The sequence below is a fragment of the Croceivirga sp. ABH4_376 genome, assembly GCF_056160685.1.
Map to the genome: position 1 here is coordinate 302,778 of NZ_JBSWXQ010000004.1, position 20,923 is coordinate 323,700.

A 20,923-nucleotide genomic window follows, 5' to 3' on the forward strand; every position below is an offset into this window, starting at 1 on the left:
GCCTTAGCTATTATTTAGTTGCCTTTTTCTTGTTAGCAACCGTTTTACGTTTACCTTTTCTAGTCCTAGAATTGTTCTTAGTTCTTTGCCCTCTTAAAGGAAGACCAGCTCTATGACGAATACCACGGTAACAACCGATATCCATAAGACGCTTAATGTTCATTTGAGTTTCTGAACGTAGCTCTCCTTCAATAGTATAACTAGATACTGTTTCCCTGATTCTACCGATTTCATCATCGTTCCAATCAGAAACCTTTACATCTTCGCTAACGTTAGCTTGTTCCAAAATTTCTTTAGCACGACTTCTGCCGATACCGTAAATATAGGTCAAAGCAATAACGCCTCTTTTTTGTTTTGGTATATCTACACCTGCTATTCTAGCCATAATTACCCTTGTCTTTGTTTAAATCTAGGATTCTTTTTGTTGATAACGTACAGTCTACCTTTTCTACGTACTATTTTGCAGTCTGCACTCCTTTTCTTTATTGATGCCCTTACTTTCATATCAATATCTCTTCTTAATATCTGTATGTAATTCTTGCTTTGGTCAAGTCATACGGGCTCATCTCTAACTTTACCTTATCTCCTGGTAATAGTTTTATATAATGCATACGCATTTTACCTGAAATATGCGCCGTAACGATATGACCATTCTCTAACTCTACCCTAAACATTGCATTAGACAATGCCTCGATAATAGTGCCATCTTGTTCTATTGCGGGTTGCTTTGCCATCTTATGCTACTTTTCTGTTTTTACCAGTTTTCATTAGCCCATCATAATGTCTATTCAACAAATATGAATTTACCTGCTGAACAGTATCTATAGCAACACCCACCATAATTAAAAGGGAAGTACCACCATAAAAAAGTGCCCATCCAGATTGAACATCCATCAATTTTACCACGATTGCCGGTAAAACCGCCAAAAGTGCTAAAAATATAGAACCTGGAAAAGTTATTAAAGACATTATTTTGTCTAAGTAGTCTGCAGTTTCCTTACCCGGACGAATACCTGGCACAAAACCACCACTCCTTTTTAAATCATCTGCCATTTTATTGGTAGGAACCGTAATAGCAGTATAGAAATAGGTAAAGATGATAATTAAAGCCGCAAATAAGATATTATAAGCCCATCCAAAAATATCTGCAAATTGAACTTCCATCCATTGCCCCGCAGCGGTATTATTAAACGTTCTACCTATTAAACTAGGAGCAAACATAATAGCCTGTGCAAAGATAATTGGCATAACACCAGATGCATTTAACTTTAGTGGTATGTACTGACGAGACCCCATCACATTCTTCTCATAACCACCGGAAGCAGTTCTTCTAGCATACTGAACCGGAATCTGCCTTACAGCCATCACCAACAACACACTTGCCAATATTACCAAGAACCAAACTATAACTTCAATTAATATGAACATTAATCCACCAGTGTTATTTGTAGTTCTAGATACAAATTCTTGTAAGAATGCTTGCGGCATAGTAGCTATAATACCAATCATGATAAGAAGTGATATACCGTTACCAATACCTTTGTCCGTAATACGTTCTCCCAACCACATTGCAAAAACACATCCTGTAACCAAAATAATTACGGAAGGAACTATAAAATCTAACCCTTTGCCTAATACAAATGCACTATCTGGTACACCCAATGCCCCCAAACCATATAAATAGGTAGGTGCCTGAACAATACAAATAGCGATAGTAAGCCATCTAGTAATTTGATTCTTAGTTTTTCTTCCACTCTCACCTTCCTTATCTAACTTTTGCAAATAAGGAATTGCAATACTCATTAATTGTACCACAATAGATGCAGAAATGTATGGCATTATACCCAATGCAAAAACAGAGGCATTGGCAAAAGCCCCCCCTGTAAACGCATTTAAAATTCCCAAGATACCGCTTTCCGTATTGGAAGTTAGCTGGGATAATTGAGTAGTATCAATACCTGGAAGTACAACTTGAGCTCCAAATCGATAAACCAACAACAAACCTAATGTTATTAGAATACGATTTCTTAACTCTTCTATCTTCCAAATATTTGATATAGTCTCAATAAACTTCTTCATATCTAAATCTTATAAACTTATAGCTTCACCACCTGCTGCTTCTATAGCTGCTTTAGCAGAAGCACTGAATTTGTGGGCAGAAACTTTAAGTTTAGCTTTTAATTCACCGTTACCTAAGATTTTTACCAATTCATTTTTACCCGCCAAATTATGGGCCACAAAGGTATCTAAATTTATTACATCTTTAATACCTTTTTCATCTACCAATAATTGAAGCTTGTCCAAATTGATAGCTTGGTACTCTTTACGGTTAATATTTTTGAAACCGAATTTAGGAACACGTCTTTGCAATGGCATTTGACCACCCTCGAAACCGATTTTCTTAGAATAACCGGATCTTGACTTGGCCCCTTTGTGACCACGTGCAGCGGTACCACCTTTACCAGAGGCCTGACCTCTACCTAAACGCTTACCATCACGGTTCTTAGCTCCTTCTGCTGGTTTTAAACTACTTAAATCCATTAGTCTTGGTTATTTAGGCCTCCTCAGTGGAAACCAAATGTTCTACTTTTTTTATCATTCCAAGGATATTCGGAGTAGCTTCATGTTCTACTACCTGGCCGATTTTCCTTAAACCTAATGCTTCTAAAGTCCTCTTTTGATTCTGAGGTCTTTTAATAGCGCTTTTTAATTGCTTTACCTTAATCTTAGCCATTTCTTATCCTTTAAAAACTTTTTCAAGACTTACACCTCTTTGCTTAGCAACAGTACCAGCATCTCTTAATTGCAATAATGCATCAAAAGTAGCCTTTACAACGTTGTGAGGGTTAGAAGATCCTTGAGATTTAGAAAGTACATCATGAATACCTACAGCTTCTAATACCGCTCTAACGGCACCACCAGCAATAACTCCGGTACCTTGGGATGCAGGCTTAATAAATACTCTTGCACCACCAAACTTACCTTTTTGTTCGTGAGGCAAAGTACTTTTATTTAAAGGTATTCTTACCAAGTTTTTCTTTGCATCTTCTACAGCTTTAGCTATAGCGGTAGCAACTTCCTTTGACTTACCTAAACCATGGCCAACAACACCATTTTCATCACCTACAACAACAATTGCAGAGAAACCAAATGCACGTCCACCTTTAGTTACCTTGGTAACCCTTTGTACGCCAACAAGACGATCTTTTAATTCTAAACCTCCTGGCTTAACTAGTTCTACGTTTTTATAATTCTGGTACATATGATTTAGAATTTAAGTCCACCTTCTCTGGCACCTTCTGCCAATGCTTTAACTCTTCCGTGATACAAATTACCGCCTCTGTCAAAAGCTACAGTTTCGATACCAGCTTTTAAAGCTTTTTCCGCAACCGCCTTACCTACAGCATTAGCAACTTCTGTCTTAGTTCCTGTAGCCTCAAGACCTTTATCTCTAGAAGATACTGCTACTAATGTTTTACCAGCGTTATCATCTATTACTTGAGCATAGATTTCTTTGTTGCTACGAAATACAGATAATCTAGGACGAGATTCAGTACCAAAAGATACTTTTCTAATCCTTCTTCTTATCCTTAATTTTCTATCAGTCTTTGATAATCCCATTATATCTTGTATTAAGCTGATTTACCTGCTTTTCTTCTAATTTGTTCTCCTACAAACTTGATACCTTTTCCTTTGTAAGGTTCAGGTTTTCTAAAAGACCTGATCTTAGCGGCAACCGCTCCGACCAATTGCTTATCATGAGATGTCAATTTCACGATAGGATTTTTTCCTTTTTCAGAAACTGTTTCAATCTTTACCTCTGATGCAATATCCATAACTATGTTATGAGAAAAACCAAGCGCTAAATCCAATTTTTGCCCTTGGTTACTAGCACGGTAACCAACACCTACAAGCTCTAATTCTTTTGTCCAACCTTGCGCCACTCCTTTAATCATATTGTTGATTAAAGCTCTATACAGACCATGCTTTGCTTTATGATCCTTTGCGTCTGAAGGTCTAGAAACGGTTAAAGTACCGTCTTCTACCTTTACGTCTACCCCGTTAAATTCCTGGGTTAGCTCTCCCAACTTTCCCTTAACCGTTACTACGCTATCTTTTACGTCTACAGTAACGCCCTCTGGGATTGAAATTGGATTATTACCTATTCTTGACATCTCTTTAGTTCTTTTTACTTTTTAGTATACGTAACATAAAACCTCACCGCCAACATTTTCAAGCTTAGCTTGTTTGCTAGTCATTACACCGTGAGAGGTAGAAACGATTGCGATACCTAAACCATTCAATACACGAGGTAATTGTTCAGCTCCTGAATATTTTCTTAGACCAGGCTTACTGGCTCTTTCCAACTTTTTTATAACTGGCTCCTTTGTGAACTTGTCATATTTCAAAGCTATCTTAATATTTCCTTGTACGGAATCATCCTCAAACTTGTAGCTCAAAATGTATCCTTGATCAAAAAGGATTTTAGTCATTTCTTTCTTCAAGTTGGAAGCAGGAACGTTCACTACTCTATGACCCGCTCTACTAGCGTTTCTAATCCTTGTTAAATAATCTGAAATTGGATCTGTTAACATTTTTCCTTCTTTTTTAGAATTACCAACTTGCTTTTTTAACACCTGGAATTAACCCTTTGTTGGCCATTTCCCTAAACATAACCCTAGAAATACCAAAAGTTCTCATATAACCTCTTGGCCTTCCAGTAAGTTTACATCTATTGTGCATTCTTACAGGAGAAGCATTCTTCGGCAACTTTTGCAAACCTTCGTAATCACCAGCCTCTTTTAACGCCTTTCTTTTTTCAGCATATTTGGCTACTGTTTTTGCCCTTTTTCTTTCACGGGCTTTCATTGATTCTTTTGCCATCTTAATTCTTTTTAAAAGGGATTCCTAGTTCTGCTAACAAAGATTTTGCTTCCTTATCGGTCTCGGCACTTGTTACGAAAGTAATATCCATACCGTTAATCCTATTAATCCTATCAATATTGATTTCTGGAAAAATAATCTGTTCTGTAATTCCCAAGTTATAGTTTCCGCGACCATCAAAACCGGTTGCTTTAACCCCTTGGAAATCTCTAACCCTTGGCAAGGCAGTTGTAATTAACCTATCTAAGAACTCATACATACGCTCTCCTCTTAACGTAACCTTAGCACCAATAGGCATCCCTTTACGTAACTTAAAAGTTGCAACGTCTTTCTTAGAAATGGTAGCAATTGCTTTTTGACCCGTAATCATAGTTAACTCATCAACAGCGTGATCAATTAATTTCTTATCGGCAACAGCTGCACCAACACCTCTACTAAGAACTATCTTCTCTAATTTAGGAACCTGCATTACGTTAGCGTAACCAAACTCATCGGTCAACGCCTTGATAACACGCTCCTTGTATTCTGTTTTTAGTCTTGGAATATAACTCATGACTAGATAATTTCTCCTGTTTTTTTAGACACTCTTACTTTCTTTCCGTCTTTAACGGTATAACCAACTCTTACTGCAGAGCCGTTCTCTACCAATGCTAAATTAGAAATATGAATAGGAGCTTCTTTCTCTACTATACCTCCTTGTGGGTTTTGAGCACTTGGTTTTTCATGTTTCTTAACCAAATTAACACCCTCTACTATAGCTTTGTTCTTTTCAGAATCCACGCTCTGCACCTTGCCTTCAGCACCTTTATGGTCCCCAGCAACTACTACTACGTTATCTCCTGTTTTTATCTTTAGCTTCATCTTAGTTCTCTTTTAAAGTACCTCAGGGGCCAATGATACAATTTTCATATACTGCTTATCACGCAACTCCCTGGCTACAGGTCCAAAAACCCTTGTACCTCTCATTTCACCAGCAGGATTTAACAACACACATGCATTATCATCAAATCTAATGTAAGAGCCGTCTGGTCTTCTTACTTCCTTCTTAGATCTAACAACTACCGCAGTTGATACAGAACCTTTTTTTACTGTTCCATTAGGAGTAGCCTCCTTAACAGTAACAACAATTTTATCGCCTATACTTGCGTACCTTCTTTTTGTTCCTCCAAGTACACGAATAGTAAGTACCTCTTTAGCACCTGTATTATCCGCAACTCTTAATCTTGATTCCTGTTGTACCATGGTTACTTAGCTCTTTCTAGGATTTCTACCAACCTCCAGCACTTAGTCTTACTTAAAGGTCTTGTTTCCATTATTCTTACTGTGTCACCCTCATTACAATCATTCTTCTCGTCATGGGCAACATATTTCTTGGTCTTCAAAACGAATTTACCATACATCGGATGCTTTACTCGTTTTACCTCAGAAACAACAATGGACTTTTCCATTTTGTTACTGGTAACAACCCCGATTCTTTCTTTTCTTAAATTTCTAGTTTTATCTTCCATAAGGCCGAATCCGTTATTGTAGTTCCCTTTTTGTTAACTCAGTTGCCAACCTTGCGACAATTCTTCTTGTTTTTCTGATCTGCATTGGGTTTTCCAATGGAGTTACCGAATGCGAAATTTTTAAATCCGCATACTCCTTCTTCAACTCAGCTAACTTTTGCTGAATCTCTTCTACCGATAATTCTTTAATCTCTGTTTGTTTCATATCAGATTAATTTTATCCAGCGTAATCTCTGGCAACTACGAATTTTGTTTTTACCGGTAACTTTTGTGCAGCCAAACGCAAAGCTTCTTTAGCAATGTCATGTGGCACTCCCGCAACTTCGAACATGATTCTACCCGGTTTTACAACAGCTACCCAATACTCTGGTGCACCTTTACCTTTACCCATACGTACTTCCAAAGGTTTCTTTGTGATAGGCTTGTCTGGGAAAATCTTGATCCACAATTGCCCCTGTCTTTTCATATATCTAGTTGCAGCAATACGTGCAGCTTCTATCTGACGGGAAGTAATAAAGTGAGAGTCCAAAGACTTAATACCAAACATACCATTAGATAGCTGGTGACCTCTTTGGGATATACCCTTCATTCTTCCCTTCTGGGCTTTACGAAATTTTGTTCTTTTAGGCTGTAACATCTTACCTGCTCTTTACTCTGTTATTTTCTACGACGTCTTTTACCACCGTCTTGTTTTCCTCCTTTTGAACCACCTTTGGATAAACCTACAAGCGGAGACAATTCTCTCTTACCGTAAACTTCACCCTTCATGATCCAAACTTTAATACCCAATCTACCATAAGTAGTGTGAGCTTCTTCTAAAGCATAATCAACATCTGCTCTAAAAGTTGACAAAGGAATTCTACCATCTTTATAGGTTTCTGAACGTGCCATTTCAGCACCATTTAACCTACCGGATATTTGTACTTTAATTCCTTCAGCATTCATTCTTATTGCCGCAGCAATAGCCATCTTAATAGCTCTACGGTAAGAAATTCTGTTTTCTATTTGTCTAGCAATACTGGCCGCAACTAGATTAGCATCTAATTCAGGTCTCTTGATTTCGTGAATATTGATTTGAACCTCTTTGTTCGTAATCTTTTTCAATTCTTCTTTTAACCTGTCTACTTCTTGACCACCTTTACCAATAATGATACCCGGCCTTGCAGTAGTAATTGTTACCGTAATCAACTTAAGCGTACGCTCAATGATGATCCTAGAAACACTAGCTTTAGCTAAACGGGCATGGATATACTTTCTAATTTTGTCATCCTCTGCCAACTTATCACCGTAATCGTTTCCACCGTACCAGTTAGATTCCCATCCTCTGATAATTCCTAAACGATTTCCTATCGGATTAGTCTTCTGTCCCATATTCTTATGCCGTTGTTTCTGTGTTTACTTTACTACTAGATCCTAAAACCAATGTAACGTGGTTAGAACGCTTTCTAATTCTATGCGCTCTACCTTGTGGTGCAGGACGCAAACGCTTTAACATAGTACCACCATCTACACGTATTTCTTTTACAATAAGATCAGCGTCTTCGATGCTAGCGTCTTCATTCTTAGCCTCCCAGTTAGCAATAGCAGAAAGCAAAAGTTTCTCTAATCTTCTAGAAGCCTCTTTCTGGTTGAATCTTAAAATAGCCAATGCCATTTCAACCTTCTTACCACGTACCAAATCAGCTACTAATCTCATTTTTCTTGGCGAAGTAGGACAGTTATTCAACTTAGCAAAAGCTAAATTTTTCTTTTCTGCCTTTATTCTTTCAGCCATTTCTCTTTTACGAACTCCCATAGCCTATTACTTTTTTCCTTTATTTTTAGCTCCAGCATGCCCTCTAAAAGAACGTGTTGGTGAAAATTCGCCTAATTTGTGACCCACCATGTTTTCAGTTACATAAACAGGAACAAATTGTCTTCCGTTATGTACCGCAATTGTTTGGCCAACAAAATCAGGAGTTATCATTGAAGCTCTAGACCATGTTTTGATAACAGTTTTTTTACCACTATCAACATTTTGCTGAACTTTCTTCTCTAAACTTAATTGAACGTAAGGTCCTTTTTTTAATGAACGTGCCATTTAGTTACTTTTATTTCTTTCTACGTTCTACAATATATCTGTTACTATCCTTGGTTAAAGAACGTGTTCTATAACCTTTAGCAGGAATACCGTTCTTAGATCTTGGATGACCTCCAGAGGCCCTTCCTTCACCACCACCCATTGGGTGATCAACCGGGTTCATTGCTACTGGTCTAGTTCTAGGTCTTCTACCCAACCATCTACTTCTACCAGCCTTACCTGAAACTAACAACTGATGATCAGAGTTAGATACGGCACCAATAGTAGCAAGACAATTAGCCAAAATCATTCTAGTTTCACCAGAAGGAAGTTTAATTGTCACAAACTTTCCGTCTTTTGCCATTAACTGTGCAAAAGTACCAGCACTTCTTGCCATTACAGCTCCTTGACTTGGACGCAATTCAATACAAGAAATAATTGTACCTAACGGAATGTCTTTTAACAACATTGCATTTCCAATTTCTGGAGTTGCCTTTTCACCAGATATAACCTTTTGCCCAACTTGCAAACCATTTTGCGCAATGATATATCTTTTTTCCCCATCGCCATATTGAACCAAAGCGATGAATGCTGTTCTGTTTGGATCGTACTGTATAGATAAAACTTCAGCAGCTTCACCTTGCCTATCTCTTTTAAAATCGATAATACGATACCTTCTTTTATGACCACCACCTCTGTGGCGCATTGTCATTTTACCTTGACTGTTTCTACCTCCCGTTCTTTTTTTCGGAGCCAAAAGGCTTTTTTCCGGCTTATCAGTAGTTACTGCGTCAAATCCATTAACTACTCTAAAACGCTGCCCAGGAGTGATGGGTTTTAATTTTCTAACTGACATTACCCTGCTTTATAGATTACTATAGAAATCAATAATATCTCCTTCTGCGACATCCACGATTGCTTTCTTTCTCATGTTTGTCTTACCATGCTGTATACCAGTTTTGGTATACCTTGTTCTACGGCTTGGGCCGTAATTCATGGTTCTTACTTTCTCAACAGAAACCCCGTAAGTAGTTTCTACAGCCTCCTTAATTTGCAATTTATTTGCTGTCGGATTAACGTAGAACCCATAACGATTGAACAACTCACTGTCAGCGGTCATCTTTTCTGTTATGATTGGCTTTATCAACACACTCATTTTGCTTCTATTTACCTAAGTTTTCTTGTATTCCTTCTAAAGAACCCTCTAAAAGAACCACATTCTTAGCATTCAAAATCTTATACGTATTAAGTTCAGAAGCAGTTACTACCTCCGTACCTTTTAAATTCCTAGAAGACAAGTATAAATTCTTATTCTCACCGCTTAACACGACAAGAGATTTTTTATCTTGAATCCCTAAAGAAGTTAAGAAAGAAACATAATCCTTTGTTTTAGGAACCTCCATTTGAAAATCCTCTACAATGAATAATGCATTTTCTTTTGTTTTTAAGCTTAAAGCAGACCTTCTTGCCAAACGCTTAACACCTTTGTTCAATTTTTGGCCGTAGTTTCTTGGCCTAGGACCAAAAATTCTACCTCCACCTCTAAACACAGGAGACTTAATACTACCAGCACGTGCCGTACCAGTTCCTTTTTGCTTCTTAAGCTTACGCGTACTACCAGCAATTTCTGCTCTTTCCTTGGCTTTATGCGTACCTTGCCTTTGATGAGCCAAATATTGCTTTACATCCAAATAAATTGCATGCTCGTTAGGCTCTATAGCAAACACCTCGTCAGAAAGCTCAACCTTTCTTCCTGTGTCTTTTCCTTTATTATCTAATACTGCTACCTTCATCACCTTACTTTTCTATGGTTACGTAAGCATTCTTATGACCAGGAATAGCACCCTTAACAACGATAAGGTTCTTTTCTGGAACAACTTTTAACACTCTTAAGTTTTGAACCGTTACACGATCTCCACCCATACGACCCGCCATTCTAAGACCTTTCACAACCTTTGAAGGCGTAGAAGCCGCACCAATAGAACCCGGAGCCCTTAATCGGTTATGCTGACCATGAGTTGCCTGACCAACACCTCCAAAGCCATGTCTTTTAACAACACCTTGGAATCCCTTACCTTTAGACGTACCTACAACATCAACAAATTCACCTTCCGTAAACAAGTCAACACCAACAGTATCACCTAATTTAAATTCTCCTTCAAAATCACGGAACTCAACGACTTTCTTTTTAGGCGATGCGCCGGCCTTCTTAAAATGGCCTTGCTCAGCTTTGCTAGCACGCTTTTCTGCCTTGTCATCGAAACCGAGTTGAAGGGCACTATACCCGTCTACCTCTTCGGTTCTGACTTGGGTAACGACACAAGGTCCAGCCTGTATAACGGTACACGGAATATTCTTCCCGTTCTCGTCAAAGATGCTGGTCATGCCGATTTTCTTTCCAATTAACCCAGACATAATTATTATTTATTTTACTTATTCTATTCGTTAAAAAAATTGGGTCAAAAGAAAATTTCTAGTGACCCAGTTTTTTCTTTTTTCCCGTTTTTCCCTTGCACGCAGCTCAGGACATGTGACACCCTTTTTTTCCAAAGGGCGTGCAAAGTTACACTTTTATTTCGACTTCTACACCACTTGGAAGCTCTAATTTCATTAAAGCATCAATAGTTTTTGAAGAAGAACTATAAATATCAAGCAATCTTTTGTAAGAACTTAGTTCAAATTGCTCTCTGGACTTCTTATTTACGTGTGGTGACCTAAGTACTGTAAATATTTTTTTATTTGTTGGTAAAGGTATTGGACCCGTTACCACAGCACCTGTCGTTTTTACGGTTTTCACAATTTTCTCAGCAGACTTGTCCACCAAATTGTGATCGTAAGATTTTAATTTTATTCTAATCTTTTGACTCATCTTCTGATAAATTAAGCTGTTACTCCTTTTGCTGCTTTAATTACTTCCTCTGCTATGTTTGCAGGAGTTTCTGCATAGTGAGAAAATTCCATTGTTGATGTTGCACGACCAGAAGACAAAGTTCTTAAAGACGTTACATAACCAAACATTTCAGATAACGGCACATCTGCCTTGATTACCTTACTTCCAGAACGATCAGACATATTATTTACCTGACCTCTTCTTCTGTTCAAGTCACCAACAATATCACCCATGTTTTCCTCTGGAGTTAAAACTTCCAGCTTCATTATAGGCTCCATCAATACAGCTTTTGCTTTTTTAGCAGCAACCTTGTAACCCAATTTAGCAGCCAATTCAAAAGATAGTGAATCTGAATCTACAGGGTGGAAAGAACCATCCTTAAGAACAATCTTCATACTATCCATTTCAAATCCTGCCAAAGGACCATTCTTCATTGCTTCCTTGAAACCTTTTTCTACAGAAGGAACATATTCTTTTGGAATATTACCACCTTTAATTTCGTTAACAAAAGTAAGGCCAGTTTCACCTTCAGCAGCAGGCTCCATAGTAAATACGATATCCGCAAATTTACCACGACCACCCGTTTGTTTCTTATAAGTTTCTCTATGGTCAGCAGAAGCCGTAAGCGCTTCCTTATACTCAACCTGTGGTTGACCCTGACTAACCTCTACCTTAAACTCACGCTTAAGACGATCAACAATAATATCTAAGTGAAGCTCACCCATACCAGAAATAATAGTCTGCCCGGAAGCCTCATCAGTCTTAACTTGGAAAGTTGGATCCTCTTCAGCCAATTTAGCTAAAGCCATACCTAACTTATCTACGTCCGCCTTTGTTTTTGGCTCAACCGCAATACCAATTACAGGATCGGGAAACTCCATACTTTCAAGTACGATAGGATGTTTCTCGTCAGATAAAGTATCGCCAGTCTTAATATCCTTAAAACCTACCGCAGCACCAATATCACCAGCAGAAATACGTTCAATAGCATTTTGCTTGTTAGAATGCATCTGATAAATTCTAGAAATACGCTCTTTGTTACCAGAACGGTTATTCAAAACATAAGAACCAGCCTCTAATGTACCAGAGTAAGCCCTAAAAAATGCCAAACGACCAACAAATGGATCTGTAGCAATTTTAAATGCCAATGCAGCAAAAGGCTCTTTTGGGTCTGGCTTTCTAGACTCTTCCGCGCCTGTATCTGGATTTTCACCAACAATTGCATCCTTATCTAGAGGAGAAGGCAAATACCTACATACCGCATCCAATAAAAACTGAACACCTTTGTTCTTAAAAGCAGAACCACAAACCATTGGGATAATACTCATATCCATAACAGCCGCACGTAGCGCCGCATGTATTTCATCCTCGGTTATAGAATTTTCATCTTCAAAGAACTTCTCCATCAATGTCTCATCATATTCCGCCACAGCCTCGATAAGCATAGCTCTATACTCGCTTACCTCTTCCTTCATATCCTCCGGAATATCAATAACATCAAAAGTAGAACCAAAGTTATCATCATGCCATACTATAGCACGGTTTTTAACCAAGTCCACTATACCTCTAAAATCAGCTTCCTCACCAATTGGCAAAACAATAGGAACAGCATTAGATTTCAACATATCCTTAACCTGCTTACACACGTTTAAGAAGTTAGAACCCTGTCTATCCATTTTATTTACAAAGCCCATTCTTGGCACCTTGTAATTATCAGCCAATCTCCAGTTTGTTTCTGATTGCGGCTCTACACCATCAACAGCACTGAACAAGAATACCAAACCATCCAAAACACGTAACGAACGGTTTACCTCTACGGTAAAATCTACGTGACCAGGAGTATCAATTATATTAAAGTGATAACCTTTTGCATCTGCAGTAGGCTGACCTTGCTCTGTAGGAAACTGCCAAGTACAAGTTGTAGCAGCCGAAGTTATGGTAATACCACGCTCCTGCTCTTGCTCCATCCAGTCCATAGTCGCAGCACCATCATGCACCTCACCAATTTTGTGACTAACACCTGTATAGAAAAGTATACGCTCAGTAGTAGTTGTCTTACCCGCATCAATATGCGCAGCAATACCTATATTTCTTGTAAGTTTTAAATCTCTAGCCATGGGTTAATTAAAATCTGAAGTGTGAGAATGCTTTATTGGCCTCTGCCATTTTATGTGTATCAACGCGCTTCTTAACTGCCGCACCTTCTTCCTTAGCCGCAGCTAAAATTTCCGCTGCCAATTTCTGAGCCATGGATTTTTCATTACGCTTTCTCGCATAACTAATTAACCATTTCATAGCGGTAGAAATTTTTCTATCTGGACGAATCTGCATTGGAATCTGAAATGTAGCACCACCAACTCTTCTACTTCTAACCTCAACGTGTGGCATTACATTAGAAAGTGCATCTTTCCACAACTCTAAAGCAGTTTTTTCTTCATCTGTATTTTTCTCCTCAACTATATCAATAGCATCGTAGAAAACCTTGAATGCAACGGATTTCTTTCCGTCCCACATCATCATATTAACAAAACGTGTTACCAATTGATCATTAAACCTTGGATCCGGCAACAACGGTCTTTTCTTTGCCTGTCTTTTTCTCATTACTTCTTTCTAAAGTTGATTACTTTTTAGGGCGCTTTGCACCATATTTAGACCTTCTCTGAGTTCTACCCGCTACACCAGCGGTATCCAAGGCACCACGAACAATGTGATACCTAACACCAGGCAAATCTTTTACCCTTCCACCTCTTACCAATACTATCGAGTGCTCTTGAAGATTATGCCCTTCTCCCGGGATGTATGCGTTTACCTCTTTACCATTTGTCAACCTTACCCTTGCAACTTTACGCATTGCAGAGTTAGGTTTCTTTGGTGTAGTAGTGTACACACGCGTACAAACACCCCTTCTTTGTGGGCAAGAATCCAAAGCAGCCGATTTACTCTTCTTGGTAATTGTGCTCCTTCCTTTTCTTACTAATTGTGAAATTGTTGGCATTAAATACTTATATTATTTTATACAACCCTCATTTTGAGGGCTGCAAATGTAGTAATAATTCTAATTTATTCAAATACAGCTATAAATATTTTACCAATAAATAATTTAAAGCTCAAGGAGACCATCGTATTTCGTAAAAAATTACATCCAAATTTTATATTACCAACCTACAATTATGCATCACAACCAAGAATTCTTTTTAACAAAAAATTTAAATACAAAAAACTGGATTTTAAATTTTATTTAAGAAATAAACATCACAGCAAAACAATTGAATTTAATAGGTTTTTTGAGAAATTAATAATTTAAACGCTAATTTTTAGTAAATTATCAAGTCAATGCCTTTCTATTTTTAATCACCCAATATTTAAACTAATTCTTAAAATTTAATGATCTTATTTTGGATTATTAACATGAATTTATGACTTTAGCTCCCAGCTAATTCAAATAATTTTAAAATGAAAACAAAATTAAGTGGAATCTTAACGCTTCTTATGGCGTTAGTTGTGCATTTTTCTTTTGCACAAGACAAAACGATTTCAGGTACGATTACGGATGCTGATGGGCTTCCACTACCTGGAGTTAATGTTTTAGTAGAAGGAACTTCTAATGGAACACAATCTGATTTTGATGGAAACTATTCCATTACTGCCAGTACTGGCCAAACATTATTGTTTACTTACATTGGACAGAAAAATGTACGAAAAGCCGTTGGAGAAGGAAACACCATAGATGTCCAAATGGTAGAAGATGCTCAAGCACTAGAAGAGGTTGTGGTTACAGCTTTGGGGTTTGAAAAAAAGAAGGATGATGACATATCCTCTTCTACTATCATTAAAACTGACAAAATTTCCAGATCAGGCGAGCCAAATTTAGTACAAGGCCTAGCTGGTAAAACTTCAGGTGTAAACATTACTCAAAATTCTGGCGACCCTGGTGCTGGTGCTTACATTCAAATTAGAGGACAGAACACCATTCTAGGAAATAGCTCACCGTTAATAATAGTTGACGGCGTACCAGTTTCCAATAGTGCTTTCGGAGCTAGCACAGCAGGGGTAGTACAACAATCAAGATTAAACGATATACCTGCAAGCGATATTGAAAGTGTAACAGTATTAAAAGGCGCTGCAGCCGCAGCAGTTTGGGGTACAGGCGCAGCAAATGGAGTTGTAGTAATTAAAACAAAAAAGGGTAGTAGCTTTGGAAAGATGTCTATTGATATCTCAAGTAGCCTTAGTATCGACGAGGTAAATAGAGAACATGAAAAACAAGGTATTTATGGCCAAGGAGCAGGTGGGGTATGGAGCTCAAACGCGTCTGGTTTATCTTGGGGAGATAAAATAGCAGATAGAGCTGGTGGAAGTGATGTCTTCGATACATCTGGAGCTTACTTTGTAGGTAATCAGACAGGAAATACTTATTATCCTGTAACCACCAAAAATAGCCAAGAAGTTTTTAACGCTATTAATAGAGATCAAATATTTAGAACTGGTGTTACACAAAACTATTCTGCGGGCATAAGTTTTGCGGAGTCTAATTCAAACACCTATTTTGGACTTGCTAGAGTTGATCAAAAAGGTATTATTAACGGACAATCAGATTACGAGCGTAATACAATCCGTCTTAATCATTTTAGAGAATTAACCGATAAATTTTCAGTTAGAGTAAATACTTCATATGCTCATTCTACCTCTAATAGAGTACAAACAGGTTCGAACTTGAACGGTCTATACTTAGGATATTTAAGAACATCTCCGGATTTCAATAACACAGATTACGACGGAACCTATTTTGCATCATCAACAGATCCAGTAGGAACGATTAACAGCCATAGATCATATAGAGCAAGGCATCTTGGAGAAGCCTCAGCTATTTATAATAATCCAGGTTGGACAATTAATAACATTTCCAATCCAAACACTGTAAATCGCTTCACTTTAGCTCCAGAACTTAACTACAATTTTACAGAAAGTTTAGGGTTAACCGTAAGGTATGGACTAGATTTTTATTTAGATAAAAGAAATACATATTTCCCAGTTCGATCTGCTGGTGATTTTTCTCAAGGTGCGTACTTTAGAGACGACTATACAGAAAAAATTGAAAACTTAAACATATTCTTCAACGGGAAAATTGGATTAAATGAAGCTGTAAATATTAATTACATTCTCGGTTACATGCTAGAATCCACACGTTATAGCCGATTTAGTTCATCAACAAATATTTTCCTTAACCCAGACCCGGTAAGACAGTTAATGGACAACGCTACCAACGAAAACATCTTGGCCAGCGAATTTAATAGTCTGAACCGAAAAAATGGAGCCTACTACTCTTTTAACTTAGGTTACAAAGGATTGTTATTTGAAACCACAGGTAGAATGGAAAGAGCTACAACTGTTGATGACACAAACTTTTTCCCTTCTGTATCTTTGGGTTACGATTTGACGGAAAATTTGATAGATTCTGAATTCTTGTCATTTGCAAAAATTAGAGCTTCTTATGGACAAATCGGTATTGAACCACAATTGTATTTAGCAAGAGACGTATTCTTTGCTTCCACAGCTGGCGCAGAAGGTTGGGGAGATTATTTAGACGGAGCAAATTACGGAGGAACTGTTAGGAGAGGTGCGGTAAGAGGTAATCCTAACCTAACAATTGAAAAAATCAAAGAATATGAGGTAGGAGCTGATTTTAGATTTTTTGAAGATCGACTAAGTTTAGGTTTAACCTATTACGACAGACTAACTACAGATGCAATATTAGAACTGGAATTACCTGCATCAACAGGTTATGCATCTACTTACGAAAATGCTGCCGAAATTTCAAATAAAGGGGTCGAGTTAGATTTTAGTTATTCCATCCTTAGAAACGAAAATTGGAAGCTTGATTTATTTGGTAACTGGACAACCTACAAGAACATTGTTGAAAAACTACCAAACGTATCTAGATATATTCTTAATGGATTTACATCTACATCTTCAGCAGTTGTAGAAGGAGAACCTTTTGGAGCTATCTACGGTGGTCGTTACCTAAGAGATGACAACGGTACAATTCAATTAGATGCAGATGGGTTTCCTCTAATTGATGCGGAGCAAGGCGTTATAGGCGATCCAAATCCAGACTGGAGAGGAGGATTAGGAATGTCATTAGACCATAAAGGATTTAAATTTTCATTCTTATTCGAAACTAGTCAAGGGAACGATATGTGGGGTGGTACTAATGGGGTACTACATTACTTTGGAATCCACCCAAATACAGCAGTAGAATCTGTTGCTCCAGTAGATTTACCTAGGTACTCTGGAGGTTTTGGTGGTGTGATACCTGCTGGAACTACCTTTAGAGGTTCAATTGGCGATTTTGGTGGTGGCCCAGTAGCTTTAGAAGAAGGTTGGTACAGAACCAATGGAGGTGGTTTTGGGGATTTGGACGAACAATTTGTTCAAGATGCCTCATGGACTAAATTAAGAGAAGTGAGCTTATCTTATTCTTTTCCTGAGTCAATTCTAAATAAAACATTCCTAAAAAACCTAGAAGTTGGTATATCTGGAAGAAACTTACTATTATTTACCGATTTTGAAGGAGTAGACCCTGAAGTAAATTTAACTGGAGCCTCAAAAGGACGAGGTTTGGATTATTTTACAAACCCTGCAACAAGAAGTATTATTTTAAATGTAAAACTTGGACTTTAAGATGAAAACAAAATTTTTATACATAATAGGGATTCTTATAACGCTAACTTCTTGTGAAAGCGTTGTAGAAGATTTGAACGAAGACCCCAATAACTTTAATGACACAAGTTTGTCTTTAGTTCTAAACCATGCAATATTAAATGTGGTGAGTGTTGCTGAATCTGACATGGCAAGATACGCAACAATTTTTACTGACCAGTTTATGGGAGTAGATAGACAATATGGAACCTTAAACGGATACAGTGTTACACAATCTAATTTTGATGAACATTGGGAAGACCTTTATCAACGTGGTATTACCCAAGCGCAAATAGCTAAACAAAAAGCAATAGAAGCAAACAATACTGCCGCAGAAGGACAAGCTTTAATTCTTGAAGGTTATTACTTTGCAGAAGCCGCCTTATTATTTGGTGACGTCCCTTTCTCTGAGGTTAACAACCCTGAGATTACTGATCCTGTTTATGAAAGTCAGACAACAGTTTTAAGTGGAGCTATTAATCTAATTCAAGAAGGAATATCAAAAGCCGGCAGCATATCTGCTGCTAACAATGTATTCTCAACAAATTCATCTTGGGGACAAATTGGAAATGCGTTATTAGCGAGATATTATCTTGCACAAAAAGAGTACGGTCTTGCAAATCAAGCTGCTAAAGATGCAAACTTTGCTTCCAATAGCGATGATTGGTCCATCAATCATTCTCCAGCGAATTTTGGAGAAAATCTATTTTGGCAATTTGAGGTTGAACAACGAGGTGATTATTTAAAAGTAGCTGCTCCAGCTACTGAAGAAAGTCCTGCTAACTTTTCATACATGTTAGAATTATTGGATGTTAATCACCCAAATTACAAAGGAAACTCAAAAACAACTGAAGCTGCTAGATATAACTATTACGCAGACGGTGAAAGTATTAATACAACTGATGGTTTTGCAGCACAAACTGCATCCTTTCCTGTTGTTTCTTTCGAAGAAATGCAATTGATAATAGCGGAAACCGAGATACTAGCCAATTCTGATAATGGGGCCGCCATTGATGCCTTGAATCTTGTGCGTGCAAATAACGTAACAAAATACCCAGGAAGCCAATATGACCCTTATACAGAAAGTGACTTTACTGATACAGAAGATTTACATATTGAAATTTTAAAAGAAAAATTCTGTTCTGTAATTGGAGTACCAACTTTTCATGACACAAATAGAACACAAAACTTGATTGGTACAACAATTAAAAATAGTACGCAAACTACAATTCCGCAGCGATTCTTATATCCATTAACGGAATCATCTTCCAATGCAAATGCACCAGAAGTAATTGGGTTATATGTTCCTACGGCCGTAAACAACTAGCCAAACAATATATTTAGCAAAACCGCCTTTAGCAAGGCGGTTTTTTTTATTTCCTTTTACAAAGAATCTTCCACTATCTTTACACCATGAGCAAAGACAATATTATCTACGGTATTAGGGCGGTAATGGAAGCTATAGAAGCCGACCAAAGTATTAATAAGGTTTTTTTACAAAAAGGGTTAAAGGGAGAATTATTCTCAGAATTAGAAACCCTAATCCGTAAAAAAAACATAAGCGCTTCTTATGTACCATGGGAAAAATTAAATAGAATTACCCAAAACAATCATCAAGGTGCCATAGCCCAAATTGCACCCGTAGATTTTCACGATTTCAATACCTTAATAGAACAAATTTTAGAAGTAAAAGAAACCCCTTTAATTCTGTTATTGGATCAGCTAACAGATGTAAGAAATTTTGGGGCTATAATACGTACAGCAGAATGTGTTGGCGTAGATGCAATTGTAGTACCCAAAAGCGGATCCGCACCTATAACAAGCGATACTGTAAAAACGAGTGCAGGTGCTGCATTTACCGTTCCTATTGCTAAGGCAGACCATTTAAAAGATGCTATCTATTATTTGCAAGCATCTGGATTTAAACTAGTAGCCGCCACCGAAAAAACAGAAAATTCTATTTATGATGTAGATTTTACCGGTGCAACCGCAATAATAATGGGCGCAGAAGACAAAGGTATTTCTGATTCTATTTTAAAACTTGCAGACCACAAAGCCAAATTACCCTTAATGGGGCAAATTGAATCTTTGAATGTTTCTGTTGCTTGTGGTGTTTTCTTGTACGAAGCCCTTAGACAACGGTTAGCTTAATCTATTTTGCCTTTATTAGGTTTGTATTCGTAGTTAACGGAAACCTCATCAATAGGTTCTTCTGGGAGTGTTTCTATAAAATTTCCGCTTTCATCAAAATGTTTTAGAAAAGGGTCATCATCTTCTTGATAATCTTCCTTTTCCCATTCATATTTTTTGGTTTCCGGGGTTTGTACCTTTATAAACTTTGCCAAGATTAAACCCGTTATAAAACCAGATAAATGTCCTTCCCAAGAAATACCTTCTTCAATAGGAAAAATATACCACAACAAACTTCCGTAAATAAAAACAACGGCCAAGGATAATGCAATTAACCTGTAGTGTTTTTGAAATATTCCCTTGAAAAAAATAAAACTAGCAAACACATAAATTAAACCGCTTGCCCCAATATGGTAATTAGATCTAGCAATTATCCAAGTTAAAAATCCACTGAACAGCCATCCCAAAAACACTATTTTCCATGCTTTCTGCCGATAAAAGTAGAACAGCGCCATTAAAAGAATACCTAGTGGTAGGGTATTGTTATATAAGTGTTCTAGAGAACCATGAATTAATGGTGAAAACAATACGCCTTTTAAGCCACTGATTGTTCTAGGTAATACACCAAATTTATTAAGATTGATTCCTTGACTCACCTCTACCCAAAACACGAACCAAATAAGTAACATGCCAAACAAAGGCGGAATTAATTGCCCAAGACTAAATTTAAAATAGTTTTCCTCATTCATAGTA

The 20,923-nt window shown here is 37.5% G+C and carries 32 protein-coding genes; 3 read left to right on the forward strand and 29 right to left on the reverse strand.

Annotation, left to right across the window (positions count from 1 at the left end):
- Positions 1 to 10 precede the first annotated feature (10 nt).
- The 28 genes from rpsM to rpsL form a co-directional block, all read right to left on the reverse strand.
- Entirely contained in the window at positions 11 to 385 is a 375-nt protein-coding gene (rpsM, locus tag ACXAGS_RS11565) for a 30S ribosomal protein S13 (protein WP_010519236.1), read from the reverse strand.
- Positions 386 to 387: 2 nt separating this feature from the next.
- Positions 388 to 504, reverse strand: coding sequence for a type B 50S ribosomal protein L36 (ykgO, locus tag ACXAGS_RS11570; RefSeq protein ID WP_010519235.1), 117 nt, complete (start codon positions 502 to 504; stop codon positions 388 to 390).
- Positions 505 to 518: 14 nt separating this feature from the next.
- Positions 519 to 734: a translation initiation factor IF-1 gene (infA, locus tag ACXAGS_RS11575; protein WP_010519234.1), complete on the reverse strand. Its 216-nt coding sequence runs from the start codon at positions 732 to 734 to the stop codon at positions 519 to 521.
- A 1-nt stretch (position 735) separates the two neighbouring features.
- Entirely contained in the window at positions 736 to 2,079 is a 1,344-nt protein-coding gene (gene secY / locus ACXAGS_RS11580) for a preprotein translocase subunit SecY (protein WP_010519233.1), read from the reverse strand.
- A gap of 9 nt (positions 2,080 to 2,088) precedes the next feature.
- Positions 2,089 to 2,541: a 50S ribosomal protein L15 gene (rplO, locus tag ACXAGS_RS11585; RefSeq protein ID WP_474906908.1), complete on the reverse strand. Its 453-nt coding sequence runs from the start codon at positions 2,539 to 2,541 to the stop codon at positions 2,089 to 2,091.
- Positions 2,542 to 2,554: 13 nt separating this feature from the next.
- Complete coding sequence (gene rpmD, locus ACXAGS_RS11590; protein ID WP_010519231.1) at positions 2,555 to 2,734, reverse strand: 50S ribosomal protein L30; 180 nt, start codon at positions 2,732 to 2,734, stop codon at positions 2,555 to 2,557.
- Positions 2,735 to 2,737: 3 nt separating this feature from the next.
- On the reverse strand, positions 2,738 to 3,262 hold the full coding sequence (gene rpsE, locus ACXAGS_RS11595; RefSeq protein WP_010519230.1) for a 30S ribosomal protein S5: 525 nt from the start codon (positions 3,260 to 3,262) through the stop codon (positions 2,738 to 2,740).
- 5 nt (positions 3,263 to 3,267) lie between these two features.
- Positions 3,268 to 3,621, reverse strand: coding sequence for a 50S ribosomal protein L18 (gene rplR / locus ACXAGS_RS11600; protein ID WP_474906911.1), 354 nt, complete (start codon positions 3,619 to 3,621; stop codon positions 3,268 to 3,270).
- An 11-nt stretch (positions 3,622 to 3,632) separates the two neighbouring features.
- Positions 3,633 to 4,175, reverse strand: a complete 543-nt coding sequence (rplF, locus tag ACXAGS_RS11605; protein ID WP_010519228.1) for a 50S ribosomal protein L6 — start codon at positions 4,173 to 4,175, stop codon at positions 3,633 to 3,635.
- A 21-nt stretch (positions 4,176 to 4,196) separates the two neighbouring features.
- On the reverse strand, positions 4,197 to 4,595 hold the full coding sequence (gene rpsH / locus ACXAGS_RS11610) for a 30S ribosomal protein S8 (protein ID WP_474906912.1): 399 nt from the start codon (positions 4,593 to 4,595) through the stop codon (positions 4,197 to 4,199).
- Between the two features lie 19 nt (positions 4,596 to 4,614).
- On the reverse strand, positions 4,615 to 4,884 hold the full coding sequence (gene rpsN, locus ACXAGS_RS11615; RefSeq protein ID WP_010519226.1) for a 30S ribosomal protein S14: 270 nt from the start codon (positions 4,882 to 4,884) through the stop codon (positions 4,615 to 4,617).
- 1 nt (position 4,885) lies between these two features.
- On the reverse strand, positions 4,886 to 5,437 hold the full coding sequence (rplE, locus tag ACXAGS_RS11620; protein ID WP_010519225.1) for a 50S ribosomal protein L5: 552 nt from the start codon (positions 5,435 to 5,437) through the stop codon (positions 4,886 to 4,888).
- 2 nt (positions 5,438 to 5,439) lie between these two features.
- On the reverse strand, positions 5,440 to 5,745 hold the full coding sequence (gene rplX / locus ACXAGS_RS11625) for a 50S ribosomal protein L24 (RefSeq protein ID WP_474906913.1): 306 nt from the start codon (positions 5,743 to 5,745) through the stop codon (positions 5,440 to 5,442).
- A gap of 12 nt (positions 5,746 to 5,757) precedes the next feature.
- Entirely contained in the window at positions 5,758 to 6,126 is a 369-nt protein-coding gene (gene rplN, locus ACXAGS_RS11630; RefSeq protein WP_010519223.1) for a 50S ribosomal protein L14, read from the reverse strand.
- Positions 6,127 to 6,128: 2 nt separating this feature from the next.
- Positions 6,129 to 6,392, reverse strand: coding sequence for a 30S ribosomal protein S17 (rpsQ, locus tag ACXAGS_RS11635; RefSeq protein ID WP_010519222.1), 264 nt, complete (start codon positions 6,390 to 6,392; stop codon positions 6,129 to 6,131).
- Between the two features lie 13 nt (positions 6,393 to 6,405).
- Positions 6,406 to 6,597 carry a 50S ribosomal protein L29 gene (gene rpmC / locus ACXAGS_RS11640; protein ID WP_010519221.1) on the reverse strand — a complete coding sequence of 64 codons (192 nt, stop codon included), beginning with the start codon at positions 6,595 to 6,597 and terminating at the stop codon, positions 6,406 to 6,408.
- 12 nt (positions 6,598 to 6,609) lie between these two features.
- Entirely contained in the window at positions 6,610 to 7,029 is a 420-nt protein-coding gene (gene rplP / locus ACXAGS_RS11645; protein WP_010519220.1) for a 50S ribosomal protein L16, read from the reverse strand.
- A 20-nt stretch (positions 7,030 to 7,049) separates the two neighbouring features.
- Positions 7,050 to 7,763, reverse strand: a complete 714-nt coding sequence (rpsC, locus tag ACXAGS_RS11650; RefSeq protein WP_080319516.1) for a 30S ribosomal protein S3 — start codon at positions 7,761 to 7,763, stop codon at positions 7,050 to 7,052.
- 4 nt (positions 7,764 to 7,767) lie between these two features.
- Entirely contained in the window at positions 7,768 to 8,187 is a 420-nt protein-coding gene (gene rplV / locus ACXAGS_RS11655; protein ID WP_010519402.1) for a 50S ribosomal protein L22, read from the reverse strand.
- A gap of 6 nt (positions 8,188 to 8,193) precedes the next feature.
- A complete protein-coding gene (gene rpsS / locus ACXAGS_RS11660) occupies positions 8,194 to 8,472 on the reverse strand; it encodes a 30S ribosomal protein S19 (protein WP_474906915.1) in 279 nt (92 codons plus the stop codon).
- Positions 8,473 to 8,482: 10 nt separating this feature from the next.
- Positions 8,483 to 9,307 (reverse strand): 50S ribosomal protein L2, encoded by an 825-nt coding sequence (gene rplB / locus ACXAGS_RS11665; protein ID WP_474906916.1) that lies wholly within the window; start codon positions 9,305 to 9,307, stop codon positions 8,483 to 8,485.
- Positions 9,308 to 9,316: 9 nt separating this feature from the next.
- Positions 9,317 to 9,607, reverse strand: coding sequence for a 50S ribosomal protein L23 (gene rplW, locus ACXAGS_RS11670; protein ID WP_010519399.1), 291 nt, complete (start codon positions 9,605 to 9,607; stop codon positions 9,317 to 9,319).
- 7 nt (positions 9,608 to 9,614) lie between these two features.
- A complete protein-coding gene (rplD, locus tag ACXAGS_RS11675; protein ID WP_474906917.1) occupies positions 9,615 to 10,244 on the reverse strand; it encodes a 50S ribosomal protein L4 in 630 nt (209 codons plus the stop codon).
- A gap of 4 nt (positions 10,245 to 10,248) precedes the next feature.
- Entirely contained in the window at positions 10,249 to 10,866 is a 618-nt protein-coding gene (rplC, locus tag ACXAGS_RS11680) for a 50S ribosomal protein L3 (protein WP_010519397.1), read from the reverse strand.
- A 148-nt stretch (positions 10,867 to 11,014) separates the two neighbouring features.
- Positions 11,015 to 11,320: a 30S ribosomal protein S10 gene (rpsJ, locus tag ACXAGS_RS11685; RefSeq protein WP_010519396.1), complete on the reverse strand. Its 306-nt coding sequence runs from the start codon at positions 11,318 to 11,320 to the stop codon at positions 11,015 to 11,017.
- 11 nt (positions 11,321 to 11,331) lie between these two features.
- Entirely contained in the window at positions 11,332 to 13,458 is a 2,127-nt protein-coding gene (fusA, locus tag ACXAGS_RS11690; protein WP_474906919.1) for an elongation factor G, read from the reverse strand.
- Between the two features lie 7 nt (positions 13,459 to 13,465).
- Positions 13,466 to 13,942: a 30S ribosomal protein S7 gene (gene rpsG, locus ACXAGS_RS11695; protein ID WP_010519394.1), complete on the reverse strand. Its 477-nt coding sequence runs from the start codon at positions 13,940 to 13,942 to the stop codon at positions 13,466 to 13,468.
- Positions 13,943 to 13,961: 19 nt separating this feature from the next.
- Positions 13,962 to 14,336, reverse strand: a complete 375-nt coding sequence (gene rpsL / locus ACXAGS_RS11700) for a 30S ribosomal protein S12 (RefSeq protein WP_010519393.1) — start codon at positions 14,334 to 14,336, stop codon at positions 13,962 to 13,964.
- A 458-nt stretch (positions 14,337 to 14,794) separates the two neighbouring features.
- Here rpsL and ACXAGS_RS11705 point away from each other — a divergent pair, with 458 nt between their 5' ends.
- The 3 genes from ACXAGS_RS11705 to rlmB all read left to right on the forward strand — a co-directional run bounded on the left by ACXAGS_RS11705 (position 14,795) and on the right by rlmB (position 20,191).
- The gene (locus ACXAGS_RS11705) at positions 14,795 to 18,022 is read left to right on the forward strand and encodes a SusC/RagA family TonB-linked outer membrane protein (protein WP_474906920.1); all 3,228 of its coding nucleotides are present in this window, start codon (positions 14,795 to 14,797) and stop codon (positions 18,020 to 18,022) included.
- Position 18,023: 1 nt separating this feature from the next.
- Positions 18,024 to 19,367, forward strand: coding sequence for a SusD/RagB family nutrient-binding outer membrane lipoprotein (locus tag ACXAGS_RS11710; RefSeq protein WP_474906921.1), 1,344 nt, complete (start codon positions 18,024 to 18,026; stop codon positions 19,365 to 19,367).
- Between the two features lie 86 nt (positions 19,368 to 19,453).
- Complete coding sequence (gene rlmB, locus ACXAGS_RS11715) at positions 19,454 to 20,191, forward strand: 23S rRNA (guanosine(2251)-2'-O)-methyltransferase RlmB (protein ID WP_474906922.1); 738 nt, start codon at positions 19,454 to 19,456, stop codon at positions 20,189 to 20,191.
- Here the strand turns inward: rlmB and ACXAGS_RS11720 are convergent.
- Positions 20,188 to 20,919: a rhomboid family intramembrane serine protease gene (locus ACXAGS_RS11720; RefSeq protein WP_474906923.1), complete on the reverse strand. Its 732-nt coding sequence runs from the start codon at positions 20,917 to 20,919 to the stop codon at positions 20,188 to 20,190. The two genes, rlmB and ACXAGS_RS11720, sit on opposite strands and share 4 nt — an antisense overlap.
- Positions 20,920 to 20,923 lie beyond the last annotated feature (4 nt).

Bases quoted from the DNA above. Each gene is read 5' to 3' on its own strand.
- rpsM (WP_010519236.1), bottom strand. From the start codon at position 385: ATGGCTAGAATAGCAGGTGTAGATATACCAAAACAAAAAAGAGGCGTT.
- ykgO (WP_010519235.1), bottom strand. From the start codon at position 504: ATGAAAGTAAGGGCATCAATAAAGAAAAGGAGTGCAGACTGCAAAATA.
- infA (WP_010519234.1), bottom strand. From the start codon at position 734: ATGGCAAAGCAACCCGCAATAGAACAAGATGGCACTATTATCGAGGCA.
- secY (WP_010519233.1), bottom strand. From the start codon at position 2,079: ATGAAGAAGTTTATTGAGACTATATCAAATATTTGGAAGATAGAAGAG.
- rplO (WP_474906908.1), bottom strand. From the start codon at position 2,541: ATGGATTTAAGTAGTTTAAAACCAGCAGAAGGAGCTAAGAACCGTGAT.
- rpmD (WP_010519231.1), bottom strand. From the start codon at position 2,734: ATGGCTAAGATTAAGGTAAAGCAATTAAAAAGCGCTATTAAAAGACCT.
- rpsE (WP_010519230.1), bottom strand. From the start codon at position 3,262: ATGTACCAGAATTATAAAAACGTAGAACTAGTTAAGCCAGGAGGTTTA.
- rplR (WP_474906911.1), bottom strand. From the start codon at position 3,621: ATGGGATTATCAAAGACTGATAGAAAATTAAGGATAAGAAGAAGGATT.
- rplF (WP_010519228.1), bottom strand. From the start codon at position 4,175: ATGTCAAGAATAGGTAATAATCCAATTTCAATCCCAGAGGGCGTTACT.
- rpsH (WP_474906912.1), bottom strand. From the start codon at position 4,595: ATGTTAACAGATCCAATTTCAGATTATTTAACAAGGATTAGAAACGCT.
- rpsN (WP_010519226.1), bottom strand. From the start codon at position 4,884: ATGGCAAAAGAATCAATGAAAGCCCGTGAAAGAAAAAGGGCAAAAACA.
- rplE (WP_010519225.1), bottom strand. From the start codon at position 5,437: ATGAGTTATATTCCAAGACTAAAAACAGAATACAAGGAGCGTGTTATC.
- rplX (WP_474906913.1), bottom strand. From the start codon at position 5,745: ATGAAGCTAAAGATAAAAACAGGAGATAACGTAGTAGTAGTTGCTGGG.
- rplN (WP_010519223.1), bottom strand. From the start codon at position 6,126: ATGGTACAACAGGAATCAAGATTAAGAGTTGCGGATAATACAGGTGCT.
- rpsQ (WP_010519222.1), bottom strand. From the start codon at position 6,392: ATGGAAGATAAAACTAGAAATTTAAGAAAAGAAAGAATCGGGGTTGTT.
- rpmC (WP_010519221.1), bottom strand. From the start codon at position 6,597: ATGAAACAAACAGAGATTAAAGAATTATCGGTAGAAGAGATTCAGCAA.
- rplP (WP_010519220.1), bottom strand. From the start codon at position 7,029: ATGTTACAGCCTAAAAGAACAAAATTTCGTAAAGCCCAGAAGGGAAGA.
- rpsC (WP_080319516.1), bottom strand. From the start codon at position 7,763: ATGGGACAGAAGACTAATCCGATAGGAAATCGTTTAGGAATTATCAGA.
- rplV (WP_010519402.1), bottom strand. From the start codon at position 8,187: ATGGGAGTTCGTAAAAGAGAAATGGCTGAAAGAATAAAGGCAGAAAAG.
- rpsS (WP_474906915.1), bottom strand. From the start codon at position 8,472: ATGGCACGTTCATTAAAAAAAGGACCTTACGTTCAATTAAGTTTAGAG.
- rplB (WP_474906916.1), bottom strand. From the start codon at position 9,307: ATGTCAGTTAGAAAATTAAAACCCATCACTCCTGGGCAGCGTTTTAGA.
- rplW (WP_010519399.1), bottom strand. From the start codon at position 9,607: ATGAGTGTGTTGATAAAGCCAATCATAACAGAAAAGATGACCGCTGAC.
- rplD (WP_474906917.1), bottom strand. From the start codon at position 10,244: ATGAAGGTAGCAGTATTAGATAATAAAGGAAAAGACACAGGAAGAAAG.
- rplC (WP_010519397.1), bottom strand. From the start codon at position 10,866: ATGTCTGGGTTAATTGGAAAGAAAATCGGCATGACCAGCATCTTTGAC.
- rpsJ (WP_010519396.1), bottom strand. From the start codon at position 11,320: ATGAGTCAAAAGATTAGAATAAAATTAAAATCTTACGATCACAATTTG.
- fusA (WP_474906919.1), bottom strand. From the start codon at position 13,458: ATGGCTAGAGATTTAAAACTTACAAGAAATATAGGTATTGCTGCGCAT.
- rpsG (WP_010519394.1), bottom strand. From the start codon at position 13,942: ATGAGAAAAAGACAGGCAAAGAAAAGACCGTTGTTGCCGGATCCAAGG.
- rpsL (WP_010519393.1), bottom strand. From the start codon at position 14,336: ATGCCAACAATTTCACAATTAGTAAGAAAAGGAAGGAGCACAATTACC.
- ACXAGS_RS11705 (WP_474906920.1), top strand. From the start codon at position 14,795: ATGAAAACAAAATTAAGTGGAATCTTAACGCTTCTTATGGCGTTAGTT.
- ACXAGS_RS11710 (WP_474906921.1), top strand. From the start codon at position 18,024: ATGAAAACAAAATTTTTATACATAATAGGGATTCTTATAACGCTAACT.
- rlmB (WP_474906922.1), top strand. From the start codon at position 19,454: ATGAGCAAAGACAATATTATCTACGGTATTAGGGCGGTAATGGAAGCT.
- ACXAGS_RS11720 (WP_474906923.1), bottom strand. From the start codon at position 20,919: ATGAATGAGGAAAACTATTTTAAATTTAGTCTTGGGCAATTAATTCCG.